The sequence below is a fragment of the Enterococcus bulliens genome, assembly GCF_053761865.1.
Window position 1 is genome coordinate 37,939 of record NZ_JBSMXK010000008.1, and the last position, 15,813, is coordinate 53,751.

At 40.0% G+C, this 15,813-nt stretch carries 30 protein-coding genes; all 30 read left to right on the top strand.

Features of this window, described 5'->3' with window-relative positions; translation table 11 throughout:
* Positions 1-19: 19 nt before the first annotated feature.
* Positions 20-643 carry a 50S ribosomal protein L4 gene (gene rplD, locus ACWOEC_RS05625; RefSeq protein ID WP_016186000.1) on the top strand — a complete coding sequence of 208 codons (624 nt, stop codon included), beginning with the start codon at positions 20-22 and terminating at the stop codon, positions 641-643.
* On the top strand, positions 643-930 hold the full coding sequence (gene rplW / locus ACWOEC_RS05630; RefSeq protein WP_016185999.1) for a 50S ribosomal protein L23: 288 nt from the start codon (positions 643-645) through the stop codon (positions 928-930). Before rplD ends, rplW begins: the two co-directional genes overlap by 1 nt.
* A gap of 41 nt (positions 931-971) precedes the next feature.
* Complete coding sequence (rplB, locus tag ACWOEC_RS05635; protein ID WP_016185998.1) at positions 972-1,805, top strand: 50S ribosomal protein L2; 834 nt, start codon at positions 972-974, stop codon at positions 1,803-1,805.
* Positions 1,806-1,847: 42 nt separating this feature from the next.
* Positions 1,848-2,126, top strand: coding sequence for a 30S ribosomal protein S19 (gene rpsS / locus ACWOEC_RS05640; RefSeq protein WP_016185997.1), 279 nt, complete (start codon positions 1,848-1,850; stop codon positions 2,124-2,126).
* 20 nt (positions 2,127-2,146) lie between these two features.
* Positions 2,147-2,494 carry a 50S ribosomal protein L22 gene (gene rplV / locus ACWOEC_RS05645; RefSeq protein WP_016185996.1) on the top strand — a complete coding sequence of 116 codons (348 nt, stop codon included), beginning with the start codon at positions 2,147-2,149 and terminating at the stop codon, positions 2,492-2,494.
* A 15-nt stretch (positions 2,495-2,509) separates the two neighbouring features.
* The gene (rpsC, locus tag ACWOEC_RS05650; protein WP_016185995.1) at positions 2,510-3,166 is read left to right on the top strand and encodes a 30S ribosomal protein S3; all 657 of its coding nucleotides are present in this window, start codon (positions 2,510-2,512) and stop codon (positions 3,164-3,166) included.
* 2 nt (positions 3,167-3,168) lie between these two features.
* Positions 3,169-3,603, top strand: a complete 435-nt coding sequence (rplP, locus tag ACWOEC_RS05655; RefSeq protein WP_016185994.1) for a 50S ribosomal protein L16 — start codon at positions 3,169-3,171, stop codon at positions 3,601-3,603.
* Positions 3,593-3,781 (top strand): 50S ribosomal protein L29, encoded by a 189-nt coding sequence (gene rpmC / locus ACWOEC_RS05660; RefSeq protein ID WP_016185993.1) that lies wholly within the window; start codon positions 3,593-3,595, stop codon positions 3,779-3,781. The genes rplP and rpmC overlap by 11 nt, the downstream gene beginning before the upstream one ends.
* 23 nt (positions 3,782-3,804) lie before the next feature.
* Entirely contained in the window at positions 3,805-4,071 is a 267-nt protein-coding gene (rpsQ, locus tag ACWOEC_RS05665; protein ID WP_016185992.1) for a 30S ribosomal protein S17, read from the top strand.
* 58 nt (positions 4,072-4,129) lie between these two features.
* Positions 4,130-4,498: a 50S ribosomal protein L14 gene (gene rplN / locus ACWOEC_RS05670; protein ID WP_016185991.1), complete on the top strand. Its 369-nt coding sequence runs from the start codon at positions 4,130-4,132 to the stop codon at positions 4,496-4,498.
* 35 nt (positions 4,499-4,533) lie between these two features.
* A complete protein-coding gene (gene rplX / locus ACWOEC_RS05675) occupies positions 4,534-4,845 on the top strand; it encodes a 50S ribosomal protein L24 (protein ID WP_297078830.1) in 312 nt (103 codons plus the stop codon).
* A 28-nt stretch (positions 4,846-4,873) separates the two neighbouring features.
* A complete protein-coding gene (gene rplE / locus ACWOEC_RS05680; RefSeq protein ID WP_016185989.1) occupies positions 4,874-5,413 on the top strand; it encodes a 50S ribosomal protein L5 in 540 nt (179 codons plus the stop codon).
* A gap of 18 nt (positions 5,414-5,431) precedes the next feature.
* Entirely contained in the window at positions 5,432-5,617 is a 186-nt protein-coding gene (locus tag ACWOEC_RS05685; protein WP_016185988.1) for a type Z 30S ribosomal protein S14, read from the top strand.
* Positions 5,618-5,652: 35 nt separating this feature from the next.
* Positions 5,653-6,051: a 30S ribosomal protein S8 gene (gene rpsH / locus ACWOEC_RS05690; RefSeq protein WP_297078828.1), complete on the top strand. Its 399-nt coding sequence runs from the start codon at positions 5,653-5,655 to the stop codon at positions 6,049-6,051.
* Between the two features lie 30 nt (positions 6,052-6,081).
* Positions 6,082-6,618 carry a 50S ribosomal protein L6 gene (gene rplF, locus ACWOEC_RS05695; RefSeq protein WP_016185986.1) on the top strand — a complete coding sequence of 179 codons (537 nt, stop codon included), beginning with the start codon at positions 6,082-6,084 and terminating at the stop codon, positions 6,616-6,618.
* 61 nt (positions 6,619-6,679) lie between these two features.
* Positions 6,680-7,036, top strand: a complete 357-nt coding sequence (rplR, locus tag ACWOEC_RS05700; protein WP_016185985.1) for a 50S ribosomal protein L18 — start codon at positions 6,680-6,682, stop codon at positions 7,034-7,036.
* Positions 7,037-7,056: 20 nt separating this feature from the next.
* On the top strand, positions 7,057-7,557 hold the full coding sequence (gene rpsE, locus ACWOEC_RS05705) for a 30S ribosomal protein S5 (RefSeq protein WP_016185984.1): 501 nt from the start codon (positions 7,057-7,059) through the stop codon (positions 7,555-7,557).
* 14 nt (positions 7,558-7,571) lie between these two features.
* Positions 7,572-7,751: a 50S ribosomal protein L30 gene (gene rpmD, locus ACWOEC_RS05710; protein ID WP_016185983.1), complete on the top strand. Its 180-nt coding sequence runs from the start codon at positions 7,572-7,574 to the stop codon at positions 7,749-7,751.
* A 48-nt stretch (positions 7,752-7,799) separates the two neighbouring features.
* Entirely contained in the window at positions 7,800-8,240 is a 441-nt protein-coding gene (gene rplO, locus ACWOEC_RS05715; protein ID WP_016185982.1) for a 50S ribosomal protein L15, read from the top strand.
* Positions 8,240-9,535 carry a preprotein translocase subunit SecY gene (gene secY / locus ACWOEC_RS05720; RefSeq protein WP_455306625.1) on the top strand — a complete coding sequence of 432 codons (1,296 nt, stop codon included), beginning with the start codon at positions 8,240-8,242 and terminating at the stop codon, positions 9,533-9,535. The genes rplO and secY overlap by 1 nt, the downstream gene beginning before the upstream one ends.
* A gap of 58 nt (positions 9,536-9,593) precedes the next feature.
* Positions 9,594-10,238, top strand: coding sequence for an adenylate kinase (locus ACWOEC_RS05725; RefSeq protein WP_297078823.1), 645 nt, complete (start codon positions 9,594-9,596; stop codon positions 10,236-10,238).
* A 183-nt stretch (positions 10,239-10,421) separates the two neighbouring features.
* Positions 10,422-10,640, top strand: coding sequence for a translation initiation factor IF-1 (infA, locus tag ACWOEC_RS05730; RefSeq protein ID WP_002288695.1), 219 nt, complete (start codon positions 10,422-10,424; stop codon positions 10,638-10,640).
* A 32-nt stretch (positions 10,641-10,672) separates the two neighbouring features.
* A complete protein-coding gene (gene rpmJ / locus ACWOEC_RS05735) occupies positions 10,673-10,789 on the top strand; it encodes a 50S ribosomal protein L36 (protein ID WP_002288710.1) in 117 nt (38 codons plus the stop codon).
* An 18-nt stretch (positions 10,790-10,807) separates the two neighbouring features.
* Complete coding sequence (gene rpsM / locus ACWOEC_RS05740; RefSeq protein ID WP_016185979.1) at positions 10,808-11,173, top strand: 30S ribosomal protein S13; 366 nt, start codon at positions 10,808-10,810, stop codon at positions 11,171-11,173.
* A gap of 27 nt (positions 11,174-11,200) precedes the next feature.
* Complete coding sequence (rpsK, locus tag ACWOEC_RS05745) at positions 11,201-11,590, top strand: 30S ribosomal protein S11 (RefSeq protein WP_016185978.1); 390 nt, start codon at positions 11,201-11,203, stop codon at positions 11,588-11,590.
* 79 nt (positions 11,591-11,669) lie between these two features.
* Positions 11,670-12,608 carry a DNA-directed RNA polymerase subunit alpha gene (locus ACWOEC_RS05750; RefSeq protein WP_016185977.1) on the top strand — a complete coding sequence of 313 codons (939 nt, stop codon included), beginning with the start codon at positions 11,670-11,672 and terminating at the stop codon, positions 12,606-12,608.
* A gap of 25 nt (positions 12,609-12,633) precedes the next feature.
* Positions 12,634-13,014 (top strand): 50S ribosomal protein L17, encoded by a 381-nt coding sequence (rplQ, locus tag ACWOEC_RS05755; RefSeq protein ID WP_016185976.1) that lies wholly within the window; start codon positions 12,634-12,636, stop codon positions 13,012-13,014.
* Between the two features lie 276 nt (positions 13,015-13,290).
* On the top strand, positions 13,291-14,130 hold the full coding sequence (locus tag ACWOEC_RS05760; RefSeq protein WP_455306626.1) for an energy-coupling factor ABC transporter ATP-binding protein: 840 nt from the start codon (positions 13,291-13,293) through the stop codon (positions 14,128-14,130).
* The gene (locus tag ACWOEC_RS05765; protein WP_455306657.1) at positions 14,106-14,972 is read left to right on the top strand and encodes an energy-coupling factor ABC transporter ATP-binding protein; all 867 of its coding nucleotides are present in this window, start codon (positions 14,106-14,108) and stop codon (positions 14,970-14,972) included. Before ACWOEC_RS05760 ends, ACWOEC_RS05765 begins: the two co-directional genes overlap by 25 nt.
* Positions 14,962-15,762: an energy-coupling factor transporter transmembrane component T family protein gene (locus ACWOEC_RS05770; RefSeq protein ID WP_455306627.1), complete on the top strand. Its 801-nt coding sequence runs from the start codon at positions 14,962-14,964 to the stop codon at positions 15,760-15,762. The genes ACWOEC_RS05765 and ACWOEC_RS05770 overlap by 11 nt, the downstream gene beginning before the upstream one ends.
* Positions 15,763-15,813 lie beyond the last annotated feature (51 nt).

The window sequence follows — 15,813 nt, forward strand, 5'->3', positions numbered from 1 at the left end:
AGAAAGGAGGAACTAAGGAATGCCGAATGTAGCATTATTTAAACAAGATGGAAGCCAAAATGGCGAAATTACTTTAAACGAAGAAATCTTCGGAATCGAACCTAATGAAACAGTTGTCTTTGATGCAATCATCATGCAACGCGCTTCATTAAGACAAGGAACACACGCTGTGAAAAACCGTAGCGCTGTTCGTGGTGGTGGCCGTAAACCATGGCGCCAAAAAGGAACAGGTCGTGCCCGTCAAGGTTCAATCCGTTCACCACAATGGCGTGGAGGTGGAGTTGTCTTTGGACCAACACCACGTTCATACAGCTACAAACTTCCTAAAAAAGTTCGTCGCTTAGCAATCAAATCTGTATTATCAGAGAAAGTTGCATCAAATAACTTGGTAGCAATCGAAGCTTTAAGCTTTGACGCACCAAAAACTAAAGAATTCAAACAAGTTCTTGCTAACTTGTCTATTGACACTAAAGTATTAGTAGTTTTAGAAAACGGTAATGACTTCGCTGCTTTAGCTGCACGTAACTTACCAAACGTTTCTGTAGTATCTGCTGATAACGTAAGTGTATTAGACGTTGTGTCAAGCACTAAAGTGTTAGCAACTCAAACTGCTCTTACTCAAATTGAGGAGGTGCTTGCATAATGAACTTACTAGACATTATTAAAAAACCAGTTATTACTGAAAAATCTATGTTAGCTATGGACGAAAAGAAATACACTTTCGAAGTAGACGTACGCGCAAACAAGACTTTAGTAAAACAAGCTGTTGAAGCAGCATTTGGTGTTGACGTGAAAAACGTAAACATCATCAACGTGCGTCCTAAATTTAAACGTATGGGTAAATATGCAGGATACACAAAAAAACGTCGTAAAGCTGTTGTTACTTTAACAGAAGCTTCTAAAGACATCGAATTATTCTCTGCTGAATAAGCAAAGAAACTAACTAAACTTTAATAGGAGGGAAAACAGACGTGGCTATTAAAAAGTACAAACCTACCTCAAATGGTCGTCGTAATATGACAAGTTCTGATTTTGCTGAGATTACAACTTCAAAACCAGAAAAAACATTATTGGCGCCGTTGAAAAATAATGCCGGTCGTAACAACAACGGACGTATCACTGTTCGCCATCAAGGTGGCGGTCACAAACGTCAATACCGTTTGATCGATTTCAAACGTAACAAAGATAACGTTGTTGCTACAGTTAAAACAATCGAATATGATCCAAACCGTTCTGCTAACATTGCGTTAGTTCATTACGAAGATGGAGTGAAAGCTTATATCTTAGCACCTAAAGGACTAGAAGTTGGCATGACTGTCGTTTCTGGACCAGAAGCAGATATCAAAGTTGGTAACGCGTTACCATTAGCAAACATTCCAGTGGGTACTGTTATCCACAACATCGAAATGAAACCAGGAAAAGGCGGACAATTAATCCGTTCTGCTGGTACAAGTGCTCAAGTACTTGGTAAAGAAGGTAAATACGTATTGATTCGTTTGAACTCAGGCGAAGTGCGCATGATCTTAGCAACATGTCGTGCAACTATCGGTGCTGTAGGTAACGAACAACATGAATTAATCAACATTGGTAAAGCGGGTCGCTCTCGTTGGATGCGTAAACGTCCAACTGTACGTGGTAGCGTAATGAACCCTAACGATCACCCACACGGTGGTGGTGAAGGTAAAGCTCCAATCGGACGTAAAGCGCCAGTATCTCCATGGGGTCAACCAGCTCTTGGATACAAAACTCGTAACAAAAAAGCGAAATCAGACAAACTTATCGTTCGTCGTCGTAACGCTAAATAATTTTATTGACCATGTGTCGCATATTTTGAGAGGAGGTACACCATGGGTCGTAGTTTAAAAAAAGGACCTTTTGTCGATGATCATTTGATGAAAAAAGTCGACGCACAACAAGGTGCCGAAAAGAAAAAAGTTATCAAAACTTGGTCTCGTCGTTCAACAATCTTCCCAAGCTTTATCGGATTTACGATTGCTGTTTATGATGGACGTAAACATGTACCAGTTTACATTCAAGAAGATATGGTAGGACATAAATTAGGTGAATTTGCACCGACAAGAACTTATCGTGGACACGGAAGTGACGATAAGAAAACTAAACGCTAATTTGAGAGGAGGATATCAGAATGGCAGAACAAATTACATCAGCTAAAGCTGTTGCGAAAACAGTTCGCGTTTCTCCTCGCAAATCACGTTTAGTGATGGATTTAATCCGAGGAAAAAACGTTGCTGAAGCCATCGCAATCTTAAAGTTCACACCGAACAAAGCTGCAGGAATTATTGAAAAAGTTCTAATGTCAGCTATTGCTAATGCAGAAAACAACTTCGACTTAGATGTTGAAAACTTGGTAGTATCTGAAGGATTTGTTAACGAAGGACCGACAATGAAACGTTTCCGTCCACGTGCAAAAGGTTCAGCTTCACCAATCAACAAACGTACTAGTCATATTACGGTAGTCGTATCAGAAAAATAAGAGGAGGGACATTCAGTGGGTCAAAAAGTACATCCAATTGGAATGCGTGTAGGCGTCATCCGCGACTGGGATGCAAAATGGTATGCTGAAAAAGAGTATGCTGATTTTCTACACGAAGATTTAAGAATTCGTAAATTCATCGCGTCTAAACTTGCTGATGCTGCCGTGTCAACGGTTGAAATCGAACGCGCTGCAAACCGCGTGAACGTTTCAATCCACACAGCTAGACCAGGTATGGTTATTGGTAAAGGCGGATCTGAAGTTGAAAGCCTAAGAAAAGAATTAAACAAATTAACTGGTAAAAAAGTACACATCAACATCGTGGAAATCAAAAAACCAGATCTAGATGCTAAATTAGTAGCTGAAGGAATTGCACGTCAATTAGAAGGCCGTGTTGCTTTCCGTCGTGCTCAAAAACAAGCCATCCAACGCTCTATGCGTGCTGGCGCGCAAGGAATCAAAACTCAAGTATCAGGTCGTTTAAACGGTGCGGATATCGCTCGTAGCGAAGGTTACTCTGAAGGAACAGTTCCATTGCACACATTACGTGCGGATATTGATTACGCATGGGAAGAAGCAGATACAACATACGGAAAACTAGGAGTTAAAGTGTGGATCTATCGTGGAGAAATTCTTCCAACTAAAAAAAACACTGAGAAAGGAGGGAAATAAGCATGTTAGTACCTAAACGTGTAAAACACCGTCGTGAATTCCGTGGAAAAATGCGCGGAGAAGCTAAAGGCGGCAAAGAAGTTGCATTTGGTGAATATGGCTTACAAGCTGTTGATTCTCATTGGATTACTAACCGCCAAATCGAAGCGGCTCGTATTGCAATGACTCGTTACATGAAACGTGGTGGGAAAGTATGGATCAAAATTTTCCCTCATAAATCTTATACTGCCAAAGCGATTGGGGTACGTATGGGTTCTGGTAAAGGGGCACCTGAAGGTTGGGTATCTCCAGTAAAACGTGGGAAAATCATGTTTGAAATCGCTGGTGTACCTGAAGAAGTAGCACGTGAAGCGTTACGCCTTGCTTCTCACAAATTACCAATGAAAACGAAAATCGTAAAACGTGAAGAAATGGGTGGTGAATCGAATGAAGGTTAAAGAAATCAGAGAATTAACCACTGCCGAAATGCTAGATCAAGAAAAACAATTAAAAGAAGAATTGTTTAATCTAAGATTCCAATTAGCTACTGGCCAACTAGAAAACACTGCACGTATTAAAGAAGTTCGTAAGTCGATTGCACGCATTAAAACTGTAGTGCGTCAACAAGCTAATTAATTGTGGAAGGAGGCCATCTAGGTATGACTGAAGAAAGAAATCAACGTAAAGTTTACCAAGGTCGCGTGGTGTCTGATAAAATGGACAAAACAATTACAGTAGTAGTTGAAACGAAAAAAAACCACCCTATCTACGGTAAACGTATGAACTATTCTAAGAAATACAAAGCACACGATGAAAACAACGAAGCAAAAGTTGGCGATATCGTGAAAATTATGGAAACTCGTCCATTATCAGCTACGAAACGTTTCCGTCTAGTAGAAGTTGTCGAAAAGGCAGTGATTATCTAATCACACGAAGTTTTCCTATATAGATTGAATTGCAAAATCTGAAAGGAGGATACACATCGTGATCCAACAAGAAAGTCGTTTAAAAGTTGCTGATAACTCTGGTGCTCGCGAAATCTTGACAATCAAGGTCCTTGGTGGTTCAGGTCGCAAAACAGCGAACATCGGCGATATCATCGTTGCTACGGTTAAACAAGCAACGCCAGGTGGTGTTGTCAAAAAAGGTGACGTCGTTAAAGCCGTTATCGTTCGTACCAAATCAGGCGCTCGTCGTACAGACGGTTCTTATATTAAATTTGATGAAAATGCTGCGGTTATTATCCGTGACGATAAGAGCCCACGTGGAACACGTATCTTTGGCCCAGTTGCTCGTGAATTACGCGAAAACAACTTCATGAAGATCGTTTCACTAGCACCAGAAGTATTATAATTGTCACTTATACCCAAAGGAGGTGCGAAACACTCATGTTCGTGAAAAAAGGCGATAAAGTTAAAGTTATCACTGGTAAAGACAAAAACAAAGAAGGCGTAGTACTAGCTGCAATGCCTAAGAAAGATAAAGTTATTGTCGAAGGTGTTAACATCGTGAAAAAACACCAAAAACCTTCTCAAGCTGCTCCTCAGGGCGGAATCGTTGAAATGGAAGCACCAATTCATGTGTCAAACGTGATGGTCATTGATCCTTCTAACGGTGAAGCTACACGTGTCGGCTATAAAGAAGTAGACGGTAAAAAAGTCCGTGTTTCTAAAAAAACCGGTGAAGTTTTAGATAAATAATCAAATCAAGGAAGGAGGAGCTTGCTAAATGAACCGCCTTAAAGAAAAATATTCAAAAGAAGTTGTACCATCATTGATGGAAAAATTTAACTATAGTTCAATCATGCAAACACCAAAAGTTGATAAAATCGTTATCAACATGGGTGTGGGTGATGCTGTATCTAACACTAAAAGCTTAGATAAAGCTGTAGAAGAATTACAATTAATTTCAGGTCAAAAACCTTTAATTACAAAAGCTAAAAAATCTATCGCTGGATTCCGTCTACGTGAAGGAATGCCAATCGGTGCGAAAGTAACGCTACGCGGCGAAAGAATGTACGAATTTTTAGATAAATTAGTATCTGTTTCTTTACCACGTGTACGTGATTTCCACGGTGTAAGCAAAAAAGCATTCGATGGACGCGGAAACTATACTTTGGGTGTTAAAGAACAATTAATCTTCCCAGAAGTAGACTACGATTTGGTAGATAAAGTACGTGGGATGGATATCGTTATTGTAACAACAGCAAACACAGATGAAGAATCTCGTGAGTTGTTAGCACAATTAGGCATGCCATTCCAAAAATAAAAAAAGGAGGCGAACTACGTGGCTAAAAAATCAATGATTGCTAAAAACAAACGTCCGGCTAAACACGCTGTACAAGAGTACACACGTTGTGAACGTTGTGGACGTCCACATTCAGTTTATCGTAAATTTAAACTTTGCCGTATTTGCTTCCGCGAACTTGCCTACAAAGGTCAAATTCCCGGCGTGAAGAAAGCTAGCTGGTAAACAAGTAAACTCGCATAAAGGAGGTAAATCATCTAATGGTCATGACAGATCCAATTGCAGATTTTCTAACACGCATTCGTAATGCCAACATGGTAAAACACGAAGTATTAGAAGTACCTGCTTCAAAAATCAAACGTGATATCGCTGAAATCTTGAAAAAAGAAGGTTTCATCCGCGATGTTGAATATATCGAAGATGACAAACAAGGCGTGATCCGCGTATTCTTGAAATACGGTAAAAACGGTGAACGTGTTATCACTAACTTGAAACGTATCTCTAAACCAGGTCTACGTGCTTACGTTAAATCTGACGAAGTACCTAAAGTATTAAACGGTTTAGGTATCGCAATTATCTCGACTTCTGAAGGTGTAATCACTGATAAAGAAGCAAGAGCTAAAAACATCGGCGGCGAAGTTGTCGCTTACGTATGGTAATTTAAATAATACACAAGGAGGTGTCTCTAAGTGAGTCGTATCGGTAATAAAATTGTCGTTCTTCCTGCTGGTGTTGAAATCAAGCAAGAAGGCAATGACATTACAGTTAAAGGACCTAAAGGTGAATTAACTCGTACTTTCTCTTCTGATATTCAAATGAACATCGAAGGAAACGAAGTTACTTTTACTCGTCCAAATGATAGTAAAGAAATGAAAACTATTCATGGAACTACTCGTGCAAACTTCAATAACATGGTTGTTGGTGTAAGCGAAGGTTTCCAAAAAGCTTTAGAATTAATCGGGGTTGGATACCGTGCTCAATTACAAGGAAGCAAACTTGTATTGAACGTTGGTTACTCTCATCCGGTTGAAATCGTTGCCCCAGAAGGCATCACGATTGAAGTACCATCAAATACTTCAGTAATCGTTAAAGGTACGAACAAAGAAGTTGTTGGTGAATTAGCAGCTAACATCCGTGGCGTTCGTCCTCCAGAACCTTACAAAGGTAAAGGGATTCGCTATGTTGGTGAATTTGTTCGCCGTAAAGAAGGTAAAACTGGTAAATAATCGTAAACCACTGCGTTTACGATTCACGGCTTAGGCCGATAAAAATTAAGAGGTGACAATTGTGATTACAAAACCAGATAAAAACAAAACACGTCAAAAGAGACATCGTCGTGTACGTAACAAAATCTCTGGTACTGCTGAGTGCCCACGCTTGAACATTTTCCGTTCTAACAAGAACATCTACGCGCAAGTAATTGATGACGTAGCGGGTGTAACGCTAGCAAGTGCCTCTGCCTTGGATAAAGAAATTTCAGGTGGAACAAAAACTGAACAAGCGCAAGCTGTCGGTAAATTAATCGCTGAACGTGCAGCAGCAAAAGGTATCAAAGTAGTAGTCTTTGACCGTGGTGGATACCTTTACCATGGCCGCGTAGCAGCATTAGCAACAGCAGCTCGCGAAAATGGACTAGAATTTTAGGAGAAGGAGGAACACCATTCATGGTTTATATTGATCCAAAACACTTGGAATTAGAAGACCGCGTTGTCGGTATCAACCGCGTAACAAAAGTTGTAAAAGGTGGACGTCGTTTACGTTTCGCAGCTTTAGTTGTTGTCGGTGATAAAAATGGCCACGTTGGTTTCGGTACTGGTAAAGCTCAAGAAGTACCAGAAGCGATCCGTAAAGCTGTTGAAGATGCTAAGAAAAACTTAGTTGAAGTACCAATGGTTGGTTCTACTATCCCTCATGAAGCTATCGGCGTATTTGGTGGTGGCCGCATCTTAATGAAACCTGCAGTAGAAGGTTCTGGAGTTGCTGCTGGTGGACCAGTTCGTGCCGTATTAGAATTAGCTGGGGTAGCTGATATCACATCTAAATCATTAGGTTCAAACACACCTATCAACGTTGTTCGCGCAACAATTGATGGATTAAAACAATTAAAACGTGTCGAAGAAGTGGCAGCACTTCGCGGCAAATCAGTTGACGAAATTATCGGTTAAGGAGGACAAGTATAATGGCTGAATTAAAAATTACTTTAAGACGCAGTGTTATCGGACGTCCTCAAAACCAACGCGCAACTGTTAAAGCGTTAGGTCTTGGTAAAGTGAACAGCACTGTTGTTAAACCAGCTAATGATGCAATCAAAGGCATGGTTAACACAATCTCTCACTTAGTGGACGTTGAAGAAGTTTAATTAGAAATAGATTTAGAGTTAGTAGTTTGATTAAGGAGGTGCCAAACCATGAAACTTCATGAATTAAAACCTGCAGAAGGATCTCGCCAAGTACGCAATCGCGTAGGACGTGGTACTTCATCTGGTAACGGTAAAACAGCAGGACGCGGACAAAAAGGTCAAAAAGCTCGTTCAGGTGGCGGTGTACGTTTAGGATTTGAAGGGGGACAAACTCCTTTATTCCGTCGTTTACCAAAACGTGGATTCACAAACGTGAACCGTAAAGAATACGCAGTTGTGAACTTAGATCTTTTAAATCGTTTTGAAGATGGAGCTGAAGTTACACCAGTTGCTTTAGTTGAAGCTGGAATCGTGAAAAACGCAAAAGCTGGAATTAAAGTATTGGGTAATGGCGAGTTAACGAAAAAATTAACTGTCAAAGCAGCAAAATTCTCTAAAACAGCAGAAGAAGCTATCGTAGCTGCTGGTGGATCAATTGAGGTGATCTAATGCTGAAACTTTTGAAGAATGCTTTTAAAGTAAAAGATATTCGCTCAAGAATTTTGTTTACAGTATTTATCCTGTTTGTATTTCGTCTCGGTGCACATGTCGTTGTGCCCGGTGTCGATGCAAATAAGTTAAAAGATATCGCCGATCTACCATTTTTGAACATGCTAAATTTGGTGAGTGGTAGTGCGCTCCAAAACTTCTCGATCTTTTCGATGGGAGTCTCTCCTTACATCACTGCATCAATTATTGTTCAATTGTTGCAAATGGATATCGTTCCACGTTTTGTGGAATGGTCGAAACAGGGTGAAGTTGGTCGTAAAAAATTAAATCAAGCAACACGTTATTTGACATTGGTTTTAGGTTTCCTACAATCAATGACATTAACTGCTGGATTTAACTTCTACACTCAATTTGGTTTTGTCTCAAATCCTAGTTGGCAAACATTCGTTACCATCGGGATCATCTTAACTGCAGGCACAATGTTTGTGACTTGGTTAGGAGAGCAAATCACTGAAAAAGGAATCGGAAATGGAGTGTCAATGATCATCTTCGCTGGGATCATCTCACGCTTACCTGTAAGTGTGAAGGGTCTTTATGAAGATTACTTCATTAACGTACCTTCATCTGATTTATGGAAATCAACTATTTTTATGGTGTTGCTAATCATTGCTGTATTAGTAATCGTCACACTAGTTACATTTTTCCAACAAGCAGAACGAAAAATTCCAATTCAGTATACCAAACGAATTACTGGTGCTCCTACAAGTAGTTACCTTCCATTGAAAGTAAATGCTGCCGGAGTTATCCCTGTAATTTTTGCTAGTTCATTTATTACTACGCCTAGTGCAATCATTCAAGCTCTAGGTAGTTCTTACCAAAATGAATCTTGGTTTGTTATCGTCCAAACGATCTTCAGTTATAACACTGTCCCTGGGGCAGCGATTTATACCGTGTTGATCGTGGCCTTTACATTCTTCTATGCTTTTGTTCAGGTCAATCCTGAAAAGTTATCCGAAAACTTGCAAAAACAAGGAAGTTATATCCCAAGTGTTCGTCCTGGTAAAGGAACAGAAGAATACGTCTCTTCATTATTGATGCGCTTAAGTACTGTCGGAGCCATTTTCCTAGGATTAGTAGCCTTGCTACCGATTTTAGCGCAAATGATCTGGAACTTACCACAATCAATTGGTTTAGGCGGAACAAGTTTGTTGATCGTTGTTGGGGTTGCACTTGAAGCTGCGAAACAGCTTGAAGGGTTAATGCTAAAACGCCAATATACTGGTTTTTTGAATTAAGGTTCTTGAGGTGTTGAGGATTTCCTCAACACTATTCAATGACTTAGGAGGAAACAGAATGAACCTCGTTTTAATGGGACTTCCCGGTGCTGGTAAGGGAACACAAGCAGAGCGTATCGTCGCTTCTTACAACTTACCGCACATTTCAACCGGCGATATGTTTCGTGCGGCTATGGCCAATGAAACAGCGCTAGGCTTAAAAGCCAAATCATACATGGATCAAGGAAATCTAGTTCCTGACGAAGTGACGAATGGAATCGTCAAAGAACGTTTAGCTCAACCAGATACAGAGAATGGCTTCTTATTGGATGGCTTTCCTCGTACATTGGATCAAGCAAAAGCGTTGGATGAGATGCTAAACGAGCTTGGAAAGAAATTAGATGCTGTAATTGATATTCATGTCCCTGAAGAAATTTTAGTTGATCGCTTAACTGGTCGCTTTATGTGCCGCAATTGCGGTGCAACGTATCATCGTGAGTTCAATCCTCCAAAAGTGGAAGGTACTTGTGATAAATGCGGTGAGCACGAGTTTTATCAACGAGAAGATGATAAGCCTGAGACGGTCAAAAATCGTCTAGCTGTCAATATCAAAAGTAGTGAACCAATTTTAAATTATTATAAAGAAGAAGGTTTATTACAGTCTATTGATGGGAATCGTGAAATCGATGCTGTGTTTGCAGATGTACAAAAGATCATCGAATAGCGATCGATTGCCCGTAACCGACTTGAAGGCTGAGTGACTTTCTCTTGATATAATTAACCTGGCATGTTATAATATGTCAGTCCGACTTCTTTAACGAGAAGTTTTTGAGAATATTAGGTGGAAGCATTGCATTCCGCCGTTTTATCGTGTGAAAATGCGAAAAAGTACAAGGAGGTACTGTGCGTGGCAAAAGAAGATATGATTGAAGTCGAAGGTACAGTCGTCGAAACTTTGCCGAATGCAATGTTTAAAGTCGAATTGGAAAATGGACATCAAGTTCTAGCAACAGTTTCTGGTAAGATCAGAATGCACTACATTCGTATTCTACCTGGAGACAAAGTAACGGTTGAATTATCACCGTATGATTTGAACCGTGGCCGTATTACTTATCGCTTTAAATAATTGTACTCCGTAAAAACACAGGAGGTATTATCATGAAAGTAAGACCATCAGTAAAACCAATGTGTGAACATTGTAAAGTAATTCGTCGTAAAGGACGCGTTATGGTGATTTGCCCAGCAAATCCAAAACATAAACAACGTCAAGGATAACCGGAGGTGTAACAAACTATGGCTCGTATTGCAGGAGTAGATATTCCTCGTGATAAACGTGTAGTCGTTTCTCTTACTTATATTTATGGTATTGGGAACACGACTGCGAAAAAAGTTTTAGCTAACGTTGGTGTTTCAGAAGAAATTCGTGTACGTGATTTAACAAACGAACAAACTGACGCTATCCGTGCTGAAATCGATAAACTAAAAGTTGAAGGTGACTTACGTCGTGAAGTTAACTTAAACATCAAACGTTTGATGGAAATCGGTTCTTACCGTGGAATCCGTCACCGTCGTGGATTACCAGTTCGTGGACAAAACACGAAAAATAATGCACGTACTCGTAAAGGCCCTTCTAAAACAGTTGCAGGCAAGAAAAAATAATTTTTAAGTGAAGGAGGTTAAATCTTCATGGTAGCAAAAAAAGTAAATCGTAAACGCCGTGTCAAAAAGAATATTGAAGCTGGGATTGCACATATCCACTCAACATTCAATAATACAATCGTAATGATTACTGATACTCATGGTAACGCGTTAGCATGGTCATCAGCTGGTGCATTAGGATTTAGAGGAAGCAGAAAATCAACTCCTTTTGCCGCTCAAATGGCAGCAGAAACTGCAGCTAAAGTAGCAATGGAACATGGATTAAGAACATTAGAGGTAACTGTAAAAGGTCCTGGTTCAGGACGTGAAGCAGCAATCCGTTCATTACAAGCAGCAGGCTTAGAAGTGACTGCAATCCGTGACGTGACTCCAGTTCCTCATAATGGGTGCCGCCCTCCAAAACGCCGTCGTGTTTAATGAGTGCTTCTCATTTGAGTTTTAAGTATTACGTCATTGAACAAGACACTTTTCGTTTTGAAAGGGGTAAGAGATAAGAATGATCGAATTCGAAAAACCAAGAATCGCAAAGATTGATGAAGAAAAAGATTATGGCAAGTTTATCGTTGAACCGTTAGAACGTGGATACGGTACGACATTAGGTAACTCTTTACGTCGTATTTTATTGTCTTCTTTGCCAGGGGCAGCAATCACGAATATTCAAATTGATGGCGTATTGCACGAATTCTCCACAGTAAAAGGTGTTCGAGAAGACGTGGCGCAAATCATCTTGAATATCAAAGGCCTAGCATTAAAAATGTATGGCGAAGATGAAAAAACCCTTGAAATCGATATTGCAGGTCCTGCTACAGTTACAGCTGGTGACATCCTTGTTGACAGTGATGTAGAGATCTTAAATAAAGATATGTATATTTGTACTGTTTCTGAAGGTGCTACTTTCAATGCTCGCTTAACCGTGAGACCTGGACGTGGATATGTTCAAGCAGACGAAAATAAAAAAGAAGACATGCCAATCGGTGTGTTACCTGTTGATTCTATCTATACACCAGTACGTCGTGTAAACTACCAAGTAGAAAACACTCGTGTCGGTCATAGAGATGATTTTGACAAACTAACAATGGAAATTTGGACAGATGGCTCAATCGAACCATTAGATGCAATGAGTCTAGCTGCAAAAATCATGACTGAACATTTAGACATTTTCGTGAATCTTACTGATGAAGCTAAACATGCTGAAATCATGGTAGAAAAAGAAGAAACGCAAAAAGAAAAAATGTTGGAAATGACGATTGAAGAACTAGATTTATCTGTACGTTCTTATAACTGTTTAAAACGTGCAGGAATTAATACTGTACAAGAATTAACTAATAAGTCTGAACCTGAAATGATCAAAGTTCGTAATTTAGGTCGTAAATCACTTGAAGAAGTGAAAGCGAAATTACATGATCTTGGTCTTGGGTTACGCAAAGACGATTAAACCTTTTTGAAGGAGGGGAAACCAAGTGAGTTATCGTAAATTAGGACGCACGTCTAGTCAACGTAAAGCGATGTTGCGTGATTTAACAACTGATTTATTCATTAACGAACGTATCGTGACGACTGAAGCTCGTGCGAAAGAAGTTCGCTCAACTGCAGAAAAAATGATCACTTTAGGTAAACGTGGTGATTTACACGCACGTCGCCAAGCTGCGGCATTCGTTCGTAATGAAGTAGCAAGTGTTCGTGAAGAAAACGAAGGGATCGTAGTTGAATCAGCTTTACAAAAGCTATTCAATGATATCGCACCTCGTTACACAGATCGCCAAGGTGGCTATACTCGTATCTTGAAGACAGAACCAAGACGCGGAGATGCTGCTAAAATGGTTATCCTAGAACTTGTTTAAAATCACACTTATCATCACTTTAGAGATGCATACAAGAGTGTTATGATGTTGGAAAGTTCAGACTTTCCGAGTCTAGCTCAGCGCTACCCCCTAGTTTGACTAGGGGGTATGCACTCATCATAAAGTGTAAGTGTTTTTTTTTACTCTCGAGTAGCTGTCAAGACAGCTTTTGGAAAGTGAAAAAGAATGAAAAAGCGCAAAACGTCAACGAATCATTGCGTTTGAGCGCTTTTTTTGGTAGTGTTTGAAAGTAGACCAAAGAGTGAGGGGAATAACATGGAACCGATTGTTCAATTACAAGACTTAACATTTCGATATCAACCAGATGATGAAAAACCAGCTTTAGATCAAGTGTCACTGACGATCAATGAAGGAGAATGGGTGGCGATTATCGGGCATAATGGTTCCGGAAAATCCACTTTGGCCAAAACGATCAATGGCTTATTATTACCTGAACATGGAGAAGTGCTTGTTAAAGGGCAAGCATTAGCTGAAGAAACGATTTGGAATATTCGTCGTGCAGTCGGCATGGTGTTTCAAAATCCTGATAATCAATTCGTTGGCGCAACTGTCGAAGATGATATTGCGTTTGGAATGGAAAACCAAGGCGTTCCGCGTGAAGATATGGTCTTACGTGTACAAGAAGCACTAGAACAAGTGCGGATGACGCCTTTTGCGACCAAAGAGCCAGCAAGACTATCTGGTGGTCAAAAACAACGGGTAGCGATTGCCGGAGTCGTAGCGCTAAGACCAGATGTGATCATATTGGATGAAGCGACAAGTATGTTAGATCCTGAAGGGCGCTATGAAGTCATTGAAGCAGTAAAAAAAATCAAAGAGAAAAATCAATTAACAGTAATCTCAATCACCCATGATATCGATGAAGCGGCAAATGCGAATCGTGTCTTAGTGATGAAGCAAGGTCGTTTGATCAAAGAAGGCACACCAGAAGAGATTTTTTCGGCTGGACCTGAACTGATCGAACTTGGATTAGATCTGCCATTTCCAGAAAAATTGAAATTGGCATTAAAAGCACAAGGGATTACTGTACCGAATCATTATTTAACCGAAGAAGGGATGGTGAAATGGTTATGGACATCCGTTTTGAACAAGTAAATTTCACATATCAGCCGAATAGTCCATTTGAACAACGAGTCTTATTTGATTTAGATTTTGAAATCAAAGATGGAAGTTATCATGCGATCGTTGGCCATACCGGTTCCGGGAAATCCACGATTTTACAGCATCTGAATGCATTGTTAAAACCAACGAGTGGAACAGTAATGATTGGTGATCGTGCCATCAAACCAGATACGAATAATAAAAATTTAAAACCGTTACGTAAAAAAGTTGGGATCGTTTTTCAATTTCCAGAGTCACAATTGTTTGAAGAAACAGTAGCCAAAGATATTATGTTTGGACCTAAAAATTTTGGTGTGTCAGAAGAAGCAGCCCAACGATTAGCTGAAGAGTATATTGAACTTGTGGGCTTACCTGCCGAAACGTTAACTAAATCGCCTTTTGATCTTTCAGGAGGACAGATGCGTCGGGTAGCGATTGCTGGTGTTTTGGCGATGGAACCAGAGGTATTGGTTTTGGATGAGCCAACAGCAGGACTAGACCCACAAGGGCGACGTGAAATGATGGCGATGTTTTCAGCGCTACAAAAACAAAAACAACTCACGATCGTTTTGGTTACCCATTTGATGGATGACGTAGCAGATTTTGCTGATTATGTGACGGTCATGGAAAAAGGACGCGTCGTCAAACAAGGCACACCTAAAGAGGTTTTTCAAGAAGTAGCTTGGTTAGAAGAAAAACAATTGGGTGTTCCGACAGCAGCGGCTTTTGCAAAAAAATTACAAGCAAAAGGCTGTCAGTTTGATGAGTTACCGTTGACTGCAGCACAGTTGGCTGAATGGATCGTATCAAAGGGGGAAGTAGCCCATGATGAATAAATTGATTTTTGGACGATATATTCCTGGTGACTCGATCATTCATCATCTAGATCCGCGTACAAAGCTATTAACGAGTTTTTATTTTATCGGGATCATTTTTTTAGCAAATAATTGGCAAAGCTATCTATTTTTAGCAGCCTTCACATTTGTAGCGATCTTGCTGTCTAAAATCAATTTAGGCTTCTTCTTACGTGGCGTTCGTCCGTTATTATGGTTGATTATTTTTACAGTGGCATTGCAGATGTTTTTCACATCTGGTGGTCAAGTCTATTGGCAGTGGGGGATCTTTCGCTTAACAGAATTTGGAGTGTTAAATGGGATTTTTATTTTTTGCCGTTTTGTGCTGATTATCTTTATTTCTACTCTACTAACATTGAGTACACCACCACTTGCATTATCAGACGCTATTGAAGCCATTTTAAGACCATTGAAAGTCATTAAATTTCCAGTACACGAGATCTCATTGATGCTGTCCATTGCGCTACGATTTGTACCGACATTGATGGATGAAACGGAGAAAATCATGAACGCGCAACGTGCACGTGGTGTCGATTTTGGTGAAGGAAGTATCGTCCAAAAAATGAAGGCAATCGTCCCGTTATTGATCCCGTTATTTGTCAGTAGTTTTAATCGTGCTGAAGATTTAGCAACAGCGATGGAAGCTAGAGGCTATCAAGGCGGCGAGGGTCGGACAAAATACCGGATTTTACACTGGCAACTAAGAGACACTCTCACCATTTTAGTGTTTGTCATCGTCACGATTATTTTAGTTTGGTTAAAGAGTTCATAAAAAAAATTCGAGCAAAGCCACTGTGAACTTTCCGGTCGCTTTGCTTTTTTT

Coding starts and splice junctions, on each gene's coding strand:
- rplD (WP_016186000.1), top strand. CDS start 20: ATGCCGAATGTAGCATTATTTAAACAAGATGGAAGCCAAAATGGCGAA.
- rplW (WP_016185999.1), top strand. CDS start 643: ATGAACTTACTAGACATTATTAAAAAACCAGTTATTACTGAAAAATCT.
- rpsS (WP_016185997.1), top strand. CDS start 1,848: ATGGGTCGTAGTTTAAAAAAAGGACCTTTTGTCGATGATCATTTGATG.
- rplV (WP_016185996.1), top strand. CDS start 2,147: ATGGCAGAACAAATTACATCAGCTAAAGCTGTTGCGAAAACAGTTCGC.
- rplP (WP_016185994.1), top strand. CDS start 3,169: ATGTTAGTACCTAAACGTGTAAAACACCGTCGTGAATTCCGTGGAAAA.
- rpmC (WP_016185993.1), top strand. CDS start 3,593: ATGAAGGTTAAAGAAATCAGAGAATTAACCACTGCCGAAATGCTAGAT.
- rpsQ (WP_016185992.1), top strand. CDS start 3,805: ATGACTGAAGAAAGAAATCAACGTAAAGTTTACCAAGGTCGCGTGGTG.
- rplX (WP_297078830.1), top strand. CDS start 4,534: ATGTTCGTGAAAAAAGGCGATAAAGTTAAAGTTATCACTGGTAAAGAC.
- rplE (WP_016185989.1), top strand. CDS start 4,874: ATGAACCGCCTTAAAGAAAAATATTCAAAAGAAGTTGTACCATCATTG.
- rpsH (WP_297078828.1), top strand. CDS start 5,653: ATGGTCATGACAGATCCAATTGCAGATTTTCTAACACGCATTCGTAAT.
- rpsE (WP_016185984.1), top strand. CDS start 7,057: ATGGTTTATATTGATCCAAAACACTTGGAATTAGAAGACCGCGTTGTC.
- rpmD (WP_016185983.1), top strand. CDS start 7,572: ATGGCTGAATTAAAAATTACTTTAAGACGCAGTGTTATCGGACGTCCT.
- rplO (WP_016185982.1), top strand. CDS start 7,800: ATGAAACTTCATGAATTAAAACCTGCAGAAGGATCTCGCCAAGTACGC.
- secY (WP_455306625.1), top strand. CDS start 8,240: ATGCTGAAACTTTTGAAGAATGCTTTTAAAGTAAAAGATATTCGCTCA.
- ACWOEC_RS05725 (WP_297078823.1), top strand. CDS start 9,594: ATGAACCTCGTTTTAATGGGACTTCCCGGTGCTGGTAAGGGAACACAA.
- rpmJ (WP_002288710.1), top strand. CDS start 10,673: ATGAAAGTAAGACCATCAGTAAAACCAATGTGTGAACATTGTAAAGTA.
- rpsM (WP_016185979.1), top strand. CDS start 10,808: ATGGCTCGTATTGCAGGAGTAGATATTCCTCGTGATAAACGTGTAGTC.
- rpsK (WP_016185978.1), top strand. CDS start 11,201: ATGGTAGCAAAAAAAGTAAATCGTAAACGCCGTGTCAAAAAGAATATT.
- ACWOEC_RS05750 (WP_016185977.1), top strand. CDS start 11,670: ATGATCGAATTCGAAAAACCAAGAATCGCAAAGATTGATGAAGAAAAA.
- ACWOEC_RS05760 (WP_455306626.1), top strand. CDS start 13,291: ATGGAACCGATTGTTCAATTACAAGACTTAACATTTCGATATCAACCA.
- ACWOEC_RS05765 (WP_455306657.1), top strand. CDS start 14,106: ATGGACATCCGTTTTGAACAAGTAAATTTCACATATCAGCCGAATAGT.
- ACWOEC_RS05770 (WP_455306627.1), top strand. CDS start 14,962: ATGATGAATAAATTGATTTTTGGACGATATATTCCTGGTGACTCGATC.